The sequence below is a fragment of the Pseudomonas sp. FA117 genome (assembly GCF_057370475.1).
Genome location: NZ_CM170675.1, coordinates 5,293,357 through 5,310,453, shown reverse-complemented (window position 1 = coordinate 5,310,453; position 17,097 = coordinate 5,293,357). Strand labels below are relative to the sequence as shown.

The window sequence follows — 17,097 nt, the reverse complement described above, 5'->3', positions numbered from 1 at the left end:
CAGGTTAATAGGTGTGGGTGATAGTGCTGGAAAAGCATCGCGGGGCAAGTCGCAGCGGCGGTTCGCCGTTGTGACTTGCCCCGCGATGGCGGGCTTACTGTCAGCCGATGGTCATCAGGCTGGCGTTACCCCCCGCAGCAGCAGTGTTCACGCTCACCGCACGCTCGATCACCAGCCGCTCCAGCGCGATCTGCCGATCGCCACTGGACAACCCATGCACACCCACGATGGCACCGGCACGCTTGGCGACCTGCTGGCACACCGCACGCAACTGGTCGGAGTCGCCGTGGTGGATCACCGCGTCGAACGCGACGTCATCCTTGGTCCAGTCGGCCACCAGCCTGATCTTGCCTTGCAGGTCTTTCGGCAGGCGGCCGCGCAGGCCCTTGGCCGGCTCGCCGTCGGCCCACACCGCCGAGCTGCCCGCTGCCAGCACCGCGGCGAACTGCGCGAGCAGATCAGCCTCGTTGTCGGCCAGGCACAGCACATGTTCGCGAGGCAGCACGGTGTAGGTGTTGCGTTCGCCGGTCGGGCCAGGCAGGACACGGGTGATACCACTTTGCGACTGTTCGGCGAACTGCTCGCACAGTTCCACCAGCTCGGGCTGATTGCCCGAAGCCCAGGCCTTGAGTACGTGCAGTGGCTTGAGCAACTGATCGCGCAGGGTGGTGTCGGCCTTGCCTTCAGCGTCGACACGCTGGAAGTGGCGGGCGATGGCATCGGCCGGGCGGGTCGACAGCAGGCGGTACAGGTACAGCGGGCCGCCGGCTTTCGGGCCGGTGCCGGACAGGCCTTCACCGCCGAACGGCTGCACGCCGACCACGGCACCGACGATGTTGCGGTTGACGTACATGTTGCCGGCGTTGACGTTGTCCACCACCTTGGCGATGGTCTCGTCGATGCGGGTGTGTACGCCCAGGGTCAGGCCGTAGCCGGAGGCATTGATCTGAGCGATCAGCTGATCGAGCTGCTTGCGGTTGTAGCGCACCACGTGCAGCACCGGGCCGAAGATCTCGCGCTTGAGCTCGTCGAAGCTCTCCAGCTCGATCAGCGTCGGCATGACGAAGGTGCCGCGCTTGCACTCCTCGGATTCGGCAATGGCCACCTGGTAGACGCTGCGGCCTTTCTCGCGCATGGCCTGGATGTGCTTCTCGATGCCGGCCTTGGCCTCGGCGTCGATCACCGGGCCGATGTCCACCGACAGGCGCTCCGGGTTGCCCATGCGGTTCTGCGCCATGGCGCCCTTGAGCATCTCGATCACACGGTCGGCGGAATCTTCCTGCAGGCACAGCACACGCAGGGCCGAGCAGCGCTGGCCGGCGCTGTCGAAGGCCGACGACACCACGTCGATCACCACTTGTTCGGTCAGCGCCGAGGAGTCGACGATCATCGCGTTCTGGCCGCCGGTTTCGGCGATCAGCGGGATCGGACGACCCTGGGCGTCGAGGCGCCCGGCGACGTTGCGTTGCAGCAGGCGCGCCACTTCGGTGGAGCCGGTGAACATCACGCCCTTGACCCGTTCGTCACCGACCAGGCCGGCGCCGACGGTTTCGCCGCGCCCCGGTAGCAGTTGCAGCACACCTTCAGGGATGCCGGCTTCGAGCAGCAGGCGCACGGCCTGGGCGGCGACCAGCGGGGTCTGTTCGGCGGGCTTGGCCAGCACCGGGTTGCCGGCGGCCAAGGCGGCGGCCACCTGGCCGGTGAAGATCGCCAGCGGGAAGTTCCACGGGCTGATGCACACCACCGGGCCGAGCGGGCGGCAGGCGTCGTTGCTGAAATCGTTGCGTGCCTGCACCGCGTAGTAGCGCAGGAAGTCCACGGCCTCGCGGACCTCGGCGATGGCGTTGGCGAAGGTCTTGCCGGCCTCGCGGATGAGCAGGCCCATCAATGGCTGGATCTCGGCCTCCATCAGGTCGGCGGTGCGCTCGAGAATCGCGGCACGCTCGGCGGGCGGGGTGGCCTGCCAGATCGGTGCGGCGTTGAGCGCGCACTGGATGGCGTTGTCGACGTCGGCGACCGTGGCCTCCTGCACATGGCCCACCACATCGCGGTGATCGGCCGGGTTGAGCACCGCCGCGGCGGCTTCTTCGCTGGTGGCACAAGCCAGCAGCGGCGAAGCTTTCCAGTCGTTGTGCGCGGTGGCCAGCATGGCGCACGACAGCGATGCCAGGCGGTGTTCGTTGGCCATGTCGATGCCGGCCGAGTTGGCCCGCTCGCTGCCATAGAGATCGCGTGGCAGCGGAATGCGTGGATGCGGCAGGCCGACGCTGCCCTCCTGGGTGGCCATGCGCTCGATGCTGGCGACCGGGTCCGCAACCAGCTCCTGAATGGAGATCGAGTGGTCGGCGATACGGTTGACGAACGAGGTGTTGGCGCCGTTTTCCAGCAGGCGACGCACCAGGTAGGCCAGCAGGGTCTCGTGGGTGCCGACCGGCGCGTAGACGCGGCAAGGGCGGTTCAGCTTGCCCTCGGCGATCTTGCCGACGACCTGCTCGTACAGCGGCTCGCCCATGCCGTGCAGGCACTGGAACTCATACTGGCCCGGGTAATAGTTCTGACCGGCAATGTGATAGATGGCCGACAGGGTGTGGGCGTTGTGCGTGGCGAACTGCGGGTAGATGGCTTCCGGCACCGACAGCAGCTTGCGGGCGCAGGCAATGTAGGATACGTCGGTGTAGACCTTGCGCGTATAGACCGGGTAGCCCTCCAGGCCCTCGACCTGGGCACGCTTGATCTCGCTGTCCCAGTAGGCGCCCTTGACCAGGCGGATCATCAGGCGATGACGGCTGCGCTTGGCCAGGTCGATGACAGCGTCGATCACGTACGGGCAGCGCTTCTGGTAGGCCTGGATGACGAAACCGATACCGTTCCAGCCCGCCAGCGACGGCTCGAAGCACAGACGCTCGAGCAGGTCGAGCGACAGCTCCAGGCGGTCGGCTTCCTCGGCGTCGATGTTCAGGCCGATGTCGTACTGCTTGGCCAGCAGGGTCAGCGACAGCAGGCGCGGGTACAGCTCCTCCATCACCCGCTCGTACTGCGCGCGGCTGTAGCGTGGGTGCAGCGCCGAGAGCTTGATCGAGATGCCCGGGCCTTCGTAGATGCCGCGCCCGTGCGAAGCCTTGCCGATCGAGTGGATCGCCTGCTCGTAGGAGGCCAGGTATTTCTGTGCGTCGTGCTCGGTCAGCGCGGCTTCGCCGAGCATGTCGTAGCTGTAGCGGAAGCCTTTGGATTCGAAGCGGCTGGCGTTGGCCAGGGCTTCGGCAATGGTCTCGCCGGTGACGAACTGCTCGCCCATCAGGCGCATGGCCATATCGACGCCCTTGCGGATCATCGGCTCGCCGCTCTTGCCGATGATGCGGGTGAGCGAGGAAGTCAGGCCGGATTCGTTGTGGGTGGACACCAGCTTGCCGGTCAGCAGCAGGCCCCAGGTCGCGGCGTTGACGAACAGCGACGGGCTGTTGCCCAGGTGCGGCTGCCAGTTGCCGGTGCTGATCTTGTCGCGGATCAGCGCGTCACGGGTGCCTTTGTCGGGGATGCGCAGCAGGGCCTCGGCCAGGCACATCAGCGCCACGCCTTCCTGGGACGACAGCGAAAACTCCTGCAACAGACCCTGGACGATACCGGCGCGGCCGCTGGCGCTCTTCTGGTTGCGCAGCTTCTCGGCCAGCCCGGCGGCCATCTTGTTGGTCGCTTCGGCCAGCGGCGCCGAGAGGCGCGCCTGCTCCAGCAGCATCGGCACCACTTCCGGCTCGGGTCGACGGTAGGCAGCAGTGATTGCCGCGCGCAGTACCGACTGCGGGAGGATGCTCTCGGCAAACTCGAGGAAGCACTGATGGGCGTGGTCGGCGGGGACTTCCCCGGCATCGTCGCCCAGGCTGGCCGCCTGGCCGTTGATGTCGTTCAGGGTTGCACCACCCTCGAGCTTCTCCAGGTAATTGAAGATCGCCTGCTTGATCAACCAGTGCGGCGTGCGGTCGATGGACTGCGCTGCCGCTTTGAGTCGCTCACGGGTCGGGTCGTCGAGTTTGACCCCAAGGGTGGTCGTCGCCATTTCTTATCCTCGTTATTGCCACGGGCGTGGCTAAGCTGGCGGCAAGATTAGCGCCGGGCGTTTTCGGGTGCAACCGGGTGCAACCCGAATTTTCGATGAAAAAGGTGCAACTCGTCCGAGGTTTCTCGCGGCGCAGCGCAAACCGTCGATCTTGGGCTTTTTACTTATTAAAAGCGTCGTTTTTGCTTCCAATGGGAGCAAAAAAGCGGTTTTTAGCGAAAATGCATTTCCAGGTGCAACTTGCAAATGAAAAATGGTTGCACCTGCTTCATGTTGTTGCATAGGATTCGCCGCCTGGGTGCAACCGTCTCACGAAGTTCGGCTGCAAGAGATAAAAACAACGCCAGGGCACAACCATGGGCAATCCAATCACGGTCACCTTTGTGATCTACATCGCGGTAATGGTGCTGATCGGCTTCGCGGCCTACCGCTCCACCAAGAACCTTTCCGACTACATCCTTGGCGGTCGCAGCCTCGGCAGCGTGGTCACCGCACTGTCGGCCGGCGCCTCGGACATGAGTGGCTGGCTGCTGATGGGCCTGCCGGGCGCCATCTACATGTCGGGCCTTTCGGAGGCCTGGATCGCCATCGGCCTGACCGTCGGTGCCTACCTCAACTGGCTGTTCGTCGCCGGCCGGCTGCGGGTGCAGACCGAGCACAACGGTGATGCACTGACACTGCCGGACTACTTCGCCAGCCGTTTCGAAGACACCAGTGGCCTGCTGCGGGTGATCTCGGCCATCGTCATCCTGGTGTTCTTCACCATCTACTGCGCCTCGGGCATCGTTGCCGGTGCTCGCCTGTTCGAAAGCACCTTCGGCATGTCCTACGAGACAGCGCTGTGGGCCGGCGCTGCCGCGACCATCGCCTACACTTTCATCGGCGGCTTCCTGGCCGTGAGCTGGACCGACACCGTGCAGGCCTCGCTGATGATCTTCGCGCTGATCCTCACCCCGATCATCGTGCTGATCTCCACCGGCGGGTTCGACACCACCATGCTGGCCATCGAGGCGCAGAATCCGGCGAACTTCGACATGTTCCGCGGTGCCACCTTCATCGGCATCATCTCGCTGATGGGCTGGGGCCTGGGCTACTTCGGCCAGCCGCACATCCTGGCGCGCTTCATGGCGGCGGATTCGGTGAAGTCGATCGCCAAGGCTCGTCGCATCTCCATGACCTGGATGATCCTGTGCCTGGCCGGCACCTGCGCCGTGGGCTTCTTCGGTATCGCCTACTTCTCGGCCAACCCTGACCTGGCTGGCCCTGTCACCGAGAACCACGAGCGTGTGTTCATCGAGCTGGCGAAGATCCTGTTCAATCCGTGGATTGCCGGTGTGCTGCTGTCGGCCATCCTGGCGGCGGTCATGAGCACTCTGAGCTGCCAGCTGCTGGTGTGCTCCAGCGCGCTGACCGAAGACTTCTACAAGGCCTTCCTGCGCAAGGGCGCTTCGCAGACCGAGCTGGTGTGGGTCGGTCGCCTGATGGTGCTGGCCGTGGCGCTGATCGCCATCGCCCTGGCGGCGAATCCCGACAACCGCGTGCTGGGCCTGGTGGCCTATGCCTGGGCGGGCTTCGGCGCCGCATTCGGGCCGGTCGTGCTGTTGTCGGTGCTGTGGAAGGGCATGACCCGCAACGGCGCCCTGGCGGGCATCGTGGTCGGTGCGCTGACCGTGATCGTCTGGAAGAACTACGTCGGCCTGGGCCTGTACGAAATCATTCCGGGCTTCCTCTTCGCGACCATCGCCATCGTCGTGGTGAGCAAGCTGGGGCGCCCGACCGGCAGCATGGTTTCGCGCTTCGAAACGGCTGATGCGGCGTACCACGCCGACAAGTAACACCTGCGATCGGGTTTTGGCTGCTTCGCGGTCAAGTCGCAGCAGCGGTTCGCCGCTGCGGCTTGCCCGCAAACAGCGCTGGCGCCGATCGACGGCCAGGCCTGACTCCGCCTGCAAGGCAAGGTAAACTTGCCGCCCCTGCAGGAGTCGCCATGAACTATCGTCACGCCTTCCACGCCGGCAATCACGCCGACGTCCTCAAGCACATCGTGCTGACCCGCCTCATCGCCCTGATGTCGCGCAAGGAACAGCCGTTCGCCTATATCGATACCCACGCAGGCCTTGGCCTCTACGATCTGCAGGGCGACCAGGCAACGCGCACGGGTGAGTATCTGGAGGGTGTCGCGCGCCTGTGGGGGCGCGAAGACCTGCCGGCAGTCGCCGCCGACTACCTGCGCATCATCAAGCGCCTGAACGCTGATGGCGAACTGCGCTACTACCCCGGTTCGCCGGAGTTGGCGCGGCGCCTGATGCGCCAGCAGGATCGCGCACTGCTCAACGAGAAGCACCCCGAAGACGGCGCGCTGCTCAAGGACAACATGAAGAAGGACCCGCGCGTCACCGTGCACCTGGGCGAGGGCTGGCACATCGCCCGGGCCTTGCTGCCGGTGCAGGAGAAGCGCGCGATCATGTTGATCGATCCGCCGTTCGAGCAGGCCGATGAGCTCAAGCGCTGCTGCGTGGCGATGAAGGAGGCGATCGGTCGCATGCGCCAGACCGTCGCGACCATCTGGTATCCGATCAAGGACCAGCGCTCGCTGACCCGCTTCTACCAGGACCTGACCAGCACCGGCGCACCCAAGCTGCTGCGCGTCGAGCTGTATGTGCATCACCGGGACAGCCCGCAAGGCCTGAACGGCTCGGGCCTGGCCATCGCCAATCCGCCATGGGGCCTTGAAGAAGAACTCAAGGAACTGCTGCCGTGGCTGGCCAGGGAGCTTGCACAGACGGCGGGCAGCTTCCGCATGGACTGGCTGATCGCTGAATAAACCTGTGGGAGCGGGTTTACCCGCGAACACCGGCAACGCCGGTGCTATCCATCGCGTAGCCTGCTTCGCGAGTGAACCCGCTCCTACAAGGGGCGGTGTGGCCCTGATCTTTGCGTTATAATCCCGCCCTTTAGCCGCCATCCGCCCACGAGGCCGTTGGCGCATCTCTACCGAATGAAGAGGCTAGTCCCTTGGCATTGACGATTCTTGGCCTGTCCGGCGCCCTTAGCCATGACCCTTCCGCGGCCCTGTACATCGACGGCAAGCTGGTTGCCGCCGCCGAAGAAGAGCGCTTCGTGCGTGACAAGCATGCGAAGAACCGCATGCCCTACGAATCGGCGAAGTTCTGCCTGGAGCAGGCCGGTATCAAACCGTCCGACGTTGACGTGGTGGCCATTCCATTCGCCCCCATCAGCCTGTTCGGCAAGGCCCGCTGGCATTACGCCAAGCGCTACTGGTACGCCCCGGACCGCGCCCTCGACGCGATCCTGATGGGCAACCGCCGCTACAAGCGCTACCGCAAGAAGATCGTCTGGTGCCTGGAGCAACTGGGCTTCGACCCGAAAAAGGTCAAGATCGAACCGGTCGAGCACCACCTGGCGCACGCCTCCAGTGCCTACCACTGCTCGGGCTTCAAGGAAAAGACCGCGATCCTCGGTATCGACGGCAAGGGCGAGTACGCCACCACCTTCTTCGGCTACGGTGAAAACGGCAAGATCCACAAGATCAAGGAGTTCTTCGACCCGGATTCGCTGGGTGGCCTGTACGGCGCGATCACCGAGTTCCTGGGCTTCGAGATGCTCGACGGCGAGTTCAAGGTCATGGGCATGGCGCCGTACGGCGATGCCAGCAAGTATGACTTCTCGCGCCTGGCCAGCTTCGAGAACGGCGAGCTGGTGATCAACACCGAGTATGCCAACGTCATCGGCCTGCGCCGCTATAAAGAGAAGGGCAAGGGTTTCTACTTCTCGCCCAAGCTGATCGAGTGGCTGGGCCCCAAGCGTGAAGGCGACATCGCCGACGAGCCCTACATTCACTACGCCGCCAGCATGCAGGCGCTGTTCGAGAAGCTCGCCCTGCAGATGATCGACCATTACCTGGGCGACATCCTCAAAGAGACCGGCAAGCTGGCCTTCGCCGGCGGTTGTGCGCTGAACGTCAAGCTGAACCAGAAGATCATCGCCCGCCCCGACCTCAAGGAACTGTTCGTCCAGCCGGCCTCCGGCGACGCCGGTACTGCGGTCGGTGCGGCGGCCTATGTGTCTCACGCCCGTGGCGTGCCGGTCGAGAAGATGGAGCACGTCTACCTCGGCCCTGCGTACTCCAACGAAGACGTGATCGCCGCCTGTGCCCGTCATCCGAACGCACCGAAATGGCGCAAGCTCAGCGACATGCCGCAGCGTATCGCCAGGATCATGGTCGACGGCAATCCGGTCGCCTGGTTCCAGGGGCGCATGGAGTTCGGCCCGCGTGCACTGGGTGGTCGTTCGATCATCGGCTGCCCGAGCGTGCCGAACGTTGCCGACCGCATCAACGAGCAGATCAAGTTCCGCGAGCGCTGGAGACCTTTCTGCCCGTCGATGCTCGACACCGTCGCGCCGCAGATGATCAAGATCGACCATCCGGCGCCGTTCATGACCTTCACCTTCGAAGTGGCTGAAGAGTGGAAGACCCGTGTGCCGGAAGTGGTGCACGAGGACGGCACCTCGCGTGCCCAGGTGCTCAAGCGCGAGTACAACCCGCGCTACTACGACATGATGAAGGCGCTCGAAGAGCTGACCGGTAACGGCGTGTCGCTGAACACCTCGCTCAACCGTCGCGGCGAGCCGATGATCTGCTCGCCGACCGACGCGCTGAACATGTTCTACGGCTCGGACCTGCAATACCTGATCATGGAAGACATCCTGGTGGTCAAGGACGGCGCGGCCGCGTATGACCAGCCGCTCTGACCTGCGGGTCCTGCAGTTCTGCCATGGCTACGACGGGCCGTTCCTCGACTGCGCCCGTCAGTACGCCAGCCTGTTCGAAGGGCGTGGCTACAAGGTCACCACGGTCTTCCTTACCGGCAAGGCCGATCCGCAGGTGGCCGCTGGCTGCGCATCCGACGAAGTGCTGTTTCTCGAGTTCAGCTCCAAGGCCGTGCGCGGCCTGAAGCTGGGCGCGATCCGTGCCCTGCGCAAGATTGCCGCCGAGCGCCGTTTCAGCTTCTGCATCGCCCACCGCTTCAAGCCGATCTATGTCGCACTGCTGGGCACCGGCTTGCCGGTGATCGGCGTGCACCATGCCTTCGGCGACTACCAGCGCAAGGGGCGGCGCCTGTTTGCCAACCTGTTGCGCAAGCGCCTGAGCCTGCTGGGTGTGTCCGATGCGGTGCGTGACGACATGCGCCGTTGCCTGGCGCAGTGGCCGGCCGAACGTATCCAGACCTTGTACAACCGTATCGACGTAGCGGCGCTGCAGGCCAGCCTCGTGCCGCGTGACGAGGCGCGGCAGGCCTTGGGGCTCGATGCCCGGGCGTGGATTGTCGGTAACGTCGGTCGCCTGCACCCGGACAAGGACCAGGCGACCTTGCTGCGTGGTTTTGCCGAGGCCCTGCCGGGGCTGCCGGCCGACGCGCGTCTGGCGGTGCTGGGCAAGGGCCGGCTGGAAGACTCGCTCAAGACCCTGGCCCGCGAGCTGGGGATTGCCGAGCGCGTGGACTTTCTTGGCCAGGTGCCGGATGCCCGTCGCTATTTCCAGGCGTTCGATGTATTCGCCCTGAGCTCTGACCACGAGCCCTTTGGCATGGTCCTGCTGGAGGCGATGGTCGCCGGTGTGCCGCTGCTGGCCACGGCCTGTGGTGGTGCGCGCGAAGTGGTAGAAGGGGTAGGCGTGCTGTTCCCGCTGGGTGATGCCGGGCAGCTGGCGCAGGGGCTCAAGCACATGGCCGTGCTGAGTGACGATCAGCGTCGCGAATGCGCGCAACTGATGCTGCAGCGCCTGCGCGAGCGATTTTCCGACGTCGCCGTGCGCCAGGCGTTCTGGCGGTTGCCGCAGGTGCGCGCACTGGAGGCTCGGGCCTGATGCTCAATCATCTGCAAGCCTGGCGCGAACGCGGCTGGGCCGCTATCGATGCGAGCGAGTACGCCGCCGCCTGGCAGCGTTTTGGCGGCAGTGTCGCCACCCATCCGTTGGTGGTCGGGCAACTGGCCGAGCTGGCACAGATTTCGGTGCGCTACCTGGGCTGGCGCCGGGACGGTGAGCTCGCGGCGGCAGTCCCCACCTGGGGGCGCCACCTGGCGTTGTCCAAGGATGTGCTCAAGCGCCATGGCAAGAAGGGGCTGTTCGACCTGGGCAATGCCGAGCTCATCCTGCCAGCAGCCGTTGATGCCGGTGCGCCCTTGCGTCACCTCGGACGCTACCTGTCTGAGCTCAATCACGGGCGTTTCGAGGGCTTGAAACCCCAGGCCGAGCAACTGGCCATGGCGCGCCCGCACGAAGACCTGTCGAAGAAATTCCGCTACAACCAGCGGCGCGAACTGCGCCTGCTGGAGGAAGCCGGTGGTGTGGTGCGCCCCATCAGCGACTTCAGCGCCGCCGAAATCGCTGCGATGTACTGCGACCTGTTCCAGCGCCGCTGGGGCTTCCCGGCGACCGGCGCGGCGCGCATGGCCGACGTGGTCGAGCGCCTGCGTGAGCTGCTGATCGGCTCGGTGCTGTTTCTCGACGGCAAGCCGATCGCCATCCAGCTGATCTACCGCGTCGAGTCGCCCGAATGGATCAGCGTCGAGTACGTCAACGGTGGCGTCGACCCTGAAACCAAGGCGTTCAGCCCCGGCAGCGTGCTGAGCTTCCTCAATACCCAGGCCGCCTGGGAAGACGCCAACGCCCGTGGCAAGGCGCTGCGCTTTTCGTTCGGTCGGGCCGACCGTGAATACAAGGACCGTTGGTGCAACCCGGTCCCGGTGTATCAGGCATGAGTCGCAAGCAGCAATTGCTCAAGCGCCACCGGCGCAACAAGCGCCTCGGACTGTTGGGCGGGCTGTTGCTGCTGGTCGTGCTGGGGGCGCTGAGCTGGTGGTGGCTGCCACTGTTGCTGCTGCCACTGCTGTGGGCCGCGCACGAGGCCTGGTTCGCCGACCATCTCTTCTATGCGCCCGGCGAGGACTATGCCTTCGATTTCGGCGAGCACAGTCGTGTCGAGGGTGCCGGCATTCAAGGCGGTGTGCTGAAGAGCGAAGCATCGTTCAGCGATGATGACACGCTGATCCTCGAGGTTCGTGTGAAGTCCGCGTGGCTTGGTCGCTTTCTCGATCCTCGGGTCGAGTTGGTCGCGGGCGCCCAGCGTGACAGCCAGACCTTCGAGCGCGGCGTCGATGGCGTGCGTTTTCTCAACCTGACCGGTCTTGCCGCACCCCTGCGCGAGGGGCGACTGCGCCTGTCGGGGCGCCACTGTCGGTTGCTGGGCGAGCCGAGCCTGTGGATAACACCGGCTGTAGCGTTGCGCCAGCGTCGGGTGATGGTGATTGCACCCCATGCTGACGATGCAGAGCTGGCGGCGTATGGGCTCTACAGCCAGGCTGACGAGGCCTGGGTGGTCACCCTGACCGCGGGCGAGATCGAGGCCGAGCACTACCAGCAGATGGGCCTGGCCAAGGCCGAGGCCGCACAGCTCAAGGGGCGTCTGCGCGCCTGGGACAGCATTGCCGTGCCGCGCTGGGCCGGGGTGCCCGAAGCGCGTTGTGTGCAACTGGGTTATTTCTGTCTGCAGTTGCCGGCCATGCAGGCTGCGCCAGACCAGCCCGCAGCCTCGCGAGAGGCGGACATGGTCGATATCCGGCCATTTCGTCGCTTCAATCCGTTCGCGTTGCCGGGCGATGCCGACGGCGCACCCACCTGGAACAACCTGCTGGCCGACCTGCGCGCGCTGCTGGAGATGGCGAGGCCCGAAATCCTGGTCATGCCGCACCCGCAACTCGACCCGCACCCCGACCACCTCTGTGCCCAGGCGGCCGTGCTCGAGGCCCTGCAGGGCCTGAGCTGGCAGCCGCAGACCCTGCTGTGCTACGCCAACCACCTGCACGACAACGACCGCTGGCCCATGGGCGACAGCGGCGATGGCGTCGCCCTGCCGCCGCAGATCGAGGCCGGGCAGCCCTGGGCACCCTGCAGCCTGGTGCTGGACGTGCCGACCCAGCGTGACAAGGCCATGGCCCTGGGCATGATGCACGACCTGCAACCGCCCGCGCCGTTCAAGCGTCGCCTGCGTCGCCTGTTGCAGCGCTGGCTGGCTGGACGTCGTCCTTCGCCTTATGGAGAGAACGAATTCTTCCGCAAGGCGGTGCGTCGACATGAACTGTTCTGGCGCCGAGAGCTGTGAGCGACCGATGACCGACCGCGATGGCTCATGCCCCCAAGGAATGCAATGAAAGTCCTATTTCTGGTGCAGAAGGAACAACGGGCCATCCTCGATCGCCTGTACGACGGCGTCGCGGCCAACTGCGAGTGCGACTTGCGCTGGCTGTCCAGCGACGAGCAGCGCAACCTGCGCCGCTACTTCAAGCGGGAAGTGGAGGTCGAGCGCTATGACCGAATCGTCTTTTTCCTGCGTTTCAAGCAGGAGATTCGCCAGGTCGACTTCATTCGCACGATCCCCAACCTGGTGATTCTCGAGCACGACGCCTACCAGAACTACATTCCCTGCAAGTACACGGGGCTGTTCAGCAAGCATTACCGCAAGCTGCCCTGGGCGCGGGTGATCAGTTCCGGCTACATGGTCAGCGAACGCCTGCGCCAGGAAGGCTTCGATGCGGTGTTCGTGCCCAAGGGCTACGACGAACGATTGCTCACCGACCAGGGGCGTGACCGCGACATCGAACTGGCCTTCGTCGGCAGCACCAAGAGCGTTGCCTACAGCGGCCGCAAGGCGCTGCTCGATGAGCTGGCCCAGGTGGAAAACCTGGTGGTCACCCGCACCAAGTCCGGTGAGGACTACTGCAACACGCTCAACCGCATCCGTTTCTTCGTCAGTGCCGACGTCGGCATGGGCGAGTACATGATCAAGAACTTCGAGGCCATGGCCTGCGGCTGTGTCCTGCTGGCCTTCGACCAGGGCGAGGCGGAGAACCGTGCACTGGGTCTCGAGGACATGCACAACGTGGTGCTGTACAGCAGCATCCCGGTGTTGCAGGAGAAGCTGCGTGTGCTGCGCGCCGATCCGGCCCTCGCTGCCCGCATCGCCAGCAATGGCCGTGAGCTGGCGGTCTCGGGCTTCAGTTTTGCCCAGGTCGGGCGTAGCATCGTCGACCACATGACCCCCCCCCTCAGGCCCCGACCGCCGCTGACTGCGTGGCAGCGTCTGCGCCTGAAGCTGGGGCTTTGAACCACATCAACCTGTCCGTCGGACGGATCGGAAATGGCCGCAAGGCGGAGGGAGCCCAGTGCGCTTCTCGGAAAACAGTGACATCACGCTGGTAGTCACCAGCTGCGGGCGTTTCGACCTGCTCAAGACGACGCTGGAAAGCTTCGATCGCTACAATACCGCGCCGATCCGTGAGGTCTTCATCACCGAAGACTCGGGGGACGACGCTGTTCATGCGGCCGTGCCCGAGCACTGGAAGGCGCACTGCAAGGTGTTCGTCAACCGGCCGAAACTGGGGCAACTGGCTTCGATCGACCTGGCCTACAGCCAGGTCAGGACGCCATACATCTTCCATTGTGAGGATGACTGGAGCTTCTACCGCCAGCACTTTGTCGAGGACTCGCGACTGATCCTCGAGGCCAGCCCGCAGATCCTGCAGGTCTGGCTGCGCAGCCATGCCCACGACCTGGCGGTTCACAGCCCGTACATCCACCTTGGCGATCGCCAGGTCATTGCGGATGTGCCGTGCTACCCGCTGCTTTCGGAAAAGGTCGATTGGCAGGCCTTCTCCCTCAATCCAGGATTGCGTCGGCTGAGCGATTACCGGACCTGCGCGCCCTTCGCCGGTTACTCCGGCGAAAAAGCCCTGTCCCGGCGGTATGCCGAGCTGGGCCTGGGCGCGGTCACGCTCGAGGGCGATGCCGTCCTGCATACCGGTTTCGGTAGTCATGTGACCTTGCCCGAGGAAGTCCGGCGCAAGGCCAAGCGTCGCCAGCGTGACCGGGTCAAGCTGGCAGCTATGCTCATCGTAGGTGCATTGGTCGGTACGGTAATCGGCTTTCTTGCTCATTGAGTCGTTTGACCCGGCGGTTGGACTGGCGGGTACGAGGGAGCTACACCGATGAATGTTGTCAACGTGATGTGGTCGGGCGGTGCCCCGTACATGTCAGTCCACAAAGTGCATCGACAGATGCTGGAGCATGTTTCAAAGGACGCCGTGGTCAGCAACTGGTTGTTGCTGGGCGAGGGCATGTGTTCCGGCATGGGCTCGATACGCGAATGGCACATGCCGGCGCGTACGTTGAAGGGTCGGAGTTTCTGGCGCCTGCTCATGCCCTGGTTGCGCAGGCGGGTGCGCAGGGCGCTGGAGCAGGGCCCTCCCGACGTGTTGCTGCTGGACGGCATGGGCGTCGCGCGCCTGGTGTTGCCGCTGATGCGCCGCTTTCCCGGCATTCGCGTGACGGTACTGTTTCATGGTTCCACACGCTTGCGCGGCAATGATATCCGCCTGTTGCGCTCGCTCGGTGCGCAGCGCCTGAGCATCGCGGCGGTGTCCCACACGCTTGCCCAGGCGCTGGAGCAGGCGCTTGATCGCCCGGTGCGGTCGCTGCGCATCGCGCTGGACCCACAGGCTTTCTCTGCCGCACTGCTCGACCGCGAGCAGGCCAGGCGCTCACTGGCGTTGGCCGAGCAGCCCGGGCAGGTGTTCGGTGCTGTCGGGCGTCTGGTCGAGAGCAAGGGCTTCGAGATGCTGATCGAGGCGTTTGCCCGGGTACGCAGCCAGCAGCCTGATGCTCGCCTGGTCATTCTCGGCGATGGTGAACTGCGCGAGCGCCTGCAAGCCCGAATTGAAGCGCTTGGCCTGGGGGGCGGCGTGCAACTTTGTGGTTACCGCCAGGACCTGTCACAGCTCTATCGGGCGTTCGACTGGTTGCTGGTTCCGTCGCGTTCGGAGGGGTTGGGGTTGGTGCTGCAGGAGGCGGTTCTGGCCGACGTGCCAGTGCTGTGCAGCGACCTGCCGGTGTTCCGCGAGCAATTGAGGCAGGCCGGACGCTATCTGCCCGTGGGTGATGAAGCCGCCTGGGTGCAGGGCATCGAAGCGTGCAGCTCGCTTGATGTCCGGGAAACAGCCGCGGTGCAACGCCAGGCACTGGCCCCGGAGCAGGCCTGGCAGGCATTCAGCCAGGGCTCACGAGCGCTGCTCAAGGGTTGAGGCTCAGCGCCCCAGCAGCGCCGACTTCAGCTCGGCGAGCGGGAAGTGCTCGCCGAGCCGCTCCCGCTCGATGTAGCTGGCCAGGTGCTGCACGTTACGCCGGATCATGCGGGCAGACAGCGGCGGGCGCAGGAAACGCATGTCGGCGACATCGATCAGGCCCAGTTGCTGTTCGGGGGTGACCACGACGTTGCCCAGGTGCAGCGAGCGAAAGTAGATCCCGGAACGATGCAGGTGTCGGATCAGTTCGATCAGTGCTGGCAGATAGTCGTTCCAGCTGAAACCTGGCAGGCGTGAGCGCTGCAGCAGGGTGTCACCGGGCAGCGGGCGGTACAGCACCGCCGTGCGTCCTGGCAGGTCCAGCTTGTGGTGGCTGATCACTTCCAGGGTGGGGACTCCCAACTGAGTGAGGCGCGCGGCGTTGTCGATGAAGCGCTGGGAGTAGGGACGCAGCAGCGCAGATGAAATCAGACGCTTGCGACGAAAAACCTTGAGGATATTCCCATTCTCGAGCAGGTAGACTTTGGCGCCGTGACTGTCGGCTTCCAGAATCCTGGCGCCACGAGTCAGCTGGTCGAAGTCGGCCTGGGGAAGTCGGGAACATTGCATGGTTGGGTGCCTTGTCTTGTGCAGCAAAATGACTGGCAATAATGCCGAAAATAACGTGTTAGCACCATGACGGTGTCGTCGGACTGATCGGGGGGAAGGGATGTTGCATGAAAAACGCTGGGCGCAGGCTTGGCTAGGATTCGGTTTTGCCTGGTTCCTGGCGGCGATTGCCCTGGCACCCAGCAACAAGCTCTACCAGCAAGGCCTGATACTGTTTCTCTGGTTGCCGACACTGCTGCTCGCCTGGCCTGCCCGCCACCTGTTCGTCGAGGGCTGGCGCCGTCAGCCGCTGCTGTGGTGCACGATCGCGCTGCTGTTGGCCTGGGGCGGGCTGAGCCTGGTGTGGTCGTCCACCGAAGAGGGTGGGCGTGAGGGCAAGCGCCTGGTGTACATCCTGTTGTTCCTGATGGCCTTCCCGCTGCTGGCACAGTTGGGCGCCCAGCGTATGCGTTTGCTGTTGCGCATTGGCGGGGCACTGATGGCGGTCGCTGCGCTGGTGTCGATCTACCGCTTCTATCATGTTGCTGCCAATCCGTGGATGACGCGCCTTGAAGGTATCGGCGAGATCAGCCACCCGATCCTGGGGGCCTATGTGGTGGGTATCCTGGCGGTGGCAATGCTTCATGACCAGCCGCGCCAGCGTCTGTTGCAGTTGGGCTGGGTGCTCGCGCTGACGTGCCTGGGCGGCTTCATTGCCTTGTGTCAGAGCCGTGGGGCCGGCGTTGCGCTGCTGTTCAGCGTGCTGCTGGCGCCGTTGTGGATGCGTGATCGGTCGAGCAAGCTCTTTGCGTCGCTGGCTCTGCTGCTCACGGCGCTGACACTCTACCTGTTCCATGACCTGGCCATGCAGCGCGGCTCATCCTATCGCCCCGAGATCTTCGAGTCTTCCTTGCAGATGATCGCGCAGCATCCCTGGACAGGCCTTGGTCTGGGCGCTTTCTATCGGGTACAGGCGCTGGGCATCGAGTTCGACCACACCCACAACATGCTCACGCACGTCGCCGTGGAACTGGGTGTGCCTGGGATGCTGCTGTGGGTGGCCGTCTGGCTCTGCGCCCTGCGCGAAATCCTGCGCGCCCGCGATACTGTGCTGGGCAAGCTGGCCCTGGGGGTGTGGGTGTTCTCCAGCGTAGCCATGCAACTCGATGCCGCGAGCCTGACCGGTACGCCCCGCGCCGAGTGGTTCATCAGCTGGTTGCCGGTCGGCCTGGCGATGATGTTGCCGTGGGTGGGTGCCGAGCGGAAAGCCTGTGGTAAAATTTCCGGTTCAACCTGAACAG

At 64.6% G+C, this 17,097-nt stretch carries 12 protein-coding genes; 10 read left to right on the top strand and 2 right to left on the bottom strand.

What is annotated here, in order from left to right; all coding sequences use genetic code 11:
• Positions 1-100: 100 nt before the first annotated feature.
• The gene (gene putA, locus AC1TXO_RS24400) at positions 101-4,051 is read right to left on the bottom strand and encodes a trifunctional transcriptional regulator/proline dehydrogenase/L-glutamate gamma-semialdehyde dehydrogenase (RefSeq protein WP_486404100.1); all 3,951 of its coding nucleotides are present in this window, start codon (positions 4,049-4,051) and stop codon (positions 101-103) included.
• A 356-nt stretch (positions 4,052-4,407) separates the two neighbouring features.
• On the opposite strand from putA, the gene putP reads away from it, so the two are divergent.
• From putP to AC1TXO_RS24355, 9 genes are all read left to right on the top strand, one after another.
• Positions 4,408-5,886: a sodium/proline symporter PutP gene (gene putP / locus AC1TXO_RS24395; protein ID WP_486404099.1), complete on the top strand. Its 1,479-nt coding sequence runs from the start codon at positions 4,408-4,410 to the stop codon at positions 5,884-5,886.
• Between the two features lie 152 nt (positions 5,887-6,038).
• Positions 6,039-6,875, top strand: a complete 837-nt coding sequence (locus AC1TXO_RS24390; RefSeq protein ID WP_486404098.1) for a 23S rRNA (adenine(2030)-N(6))-methyltransferase RlmJ — start codon at positions 6,039-6,041, stop codon at positions 6,873-6,875.
• 191 nt (positions 6,876-7,066) lie between these two features.
• Positions 7,067-8,824: a carbamoyltransferase family protein gene (locus AC1TXO_RS24385; RefSeq protein WP_486404097.1), complete on the top strand. Its 1,758-nt coding sequence runs from the start codon at positions 7,067-7,069 to the stop codon at positions 8,822-8,824.
• The gene (locus tag AC1TXO_RS24380) at positions 8,808-9,938 is read left to right on the top strand and encodes a glycosyltransferase (RefSeq protein ID WP_486404096.1); all 1,131 of its coding nucleotides are present in this window, start codon (positions 8,808-8,810) and stop codon (positions 9,936-9,938) included. The genes AC1TXO_RS24385 and AC1TXO_RS24380 overlap by 17 nt, the downstream gene beginning before the upstream one ends.
• Positions 9,938-10,834 carry an antimicrobial resistance protein Mig-14 gene (locus AC1TXO_RS24375; RefSeq protein WP_486404095.1) on the top strand — a complete coding sequence of 299 codons (897 nt, stop codon included), beginning with the start codon at positions 9,938-9,940 and terminating at the stop codon, positions 10,832-10,834. The genes AC1TXO_RS24380 and AC1TXO_RS24375 overlap by 1 nt, the downstream gene beginning before the upstream one ends.
• Positions 10,831-12,234 carry a PIG-L deacetylase family protein gene (locus AC1TXO_RS24370; RefSeq protein WP_486404094.1) on the top strand — a complete coding sequence of 468 codons (1,404 nt, stop codon included), beginning with the start codon at positions 10,831-10,833 and terminating at the stop codon, positions 12,232-12,234. The genes AC1TXO_RS24375 and AC1TXO_RS24370 overlap by 4 nt, the downstream gene beginning before the upstream one ends.
• Positions 12,235-12,279: 45 nt before the next feature.
• Positions 12,280-13,236, top strand: coding sequence for a glycosyltransferase family protein (locus AC1TXO_RS24365; protein WP_486404093.1), 957 nt, complete (start codon positions 12,280-12,282; stop codon positions 13,234-13,236).
• Positions 13,237-13,294: 58 nt separating this feature from the next.
• Complete coding sequence (locus AC1TXO_RS24360) at positions 13,295-14,068, top strand: glycosyltransferase family 2 protein (RefSeq protein ID WP_486404092.1); 774 nt, start codon at positions 13,295-13,297, stop codon at positions 14,066-14,068.
• Positions 14,069-14,116: 48 nt separating this feature from the next.
• Complete coding sequence (locus AC1TXO_RS24355) at positions 14,117-15,208, top strand: glycosyltransferase (protein ID WP_486404091.1); 1,092 nt, start codon at positions 14,117-14,119, stop codon at positions 15,206-15,208.
• Between the two features lie 3 nt (positions 15,209-15,211).
• Here the strand turns inward: AC1TXO_RS24355 and AC1TXO_RS24350 are convergent, their stop codons facing one another.
• Positions 15,212-15,817 carry a BUD32 family EKC/KEOPS complex subunit gene (locus AC1TXO_RS24350; RefSeq protein WP_486404090.1) on the bottom strand — a complete coding sequence of 202 codons (606 nt, stop codon included), beginning with the start codon at positions 15,815-15,817 and terminating at the stop codon, positions 15,212-15,214.
• Positions 15,818-15,917: 100 nt separating this feature from the next.
• On the opposite strand from AC1TXO_RS24350, the gene AC1TXO_RS24345 reads away from it, so the two are divergent.
• Positions 15,918-17,093: an O-antigen ligase family protein gene (locus AC1TXO_RS24345; protein WP_486404089.1), complete on the top strand. Its 1,176-nt coding sequence runs from the start codon at positions 15,918-15,920 to the stop codon at positions 17,091-17,093.
• Positions 17,094-17,097 lie beyond the last annotated feature (4 nt).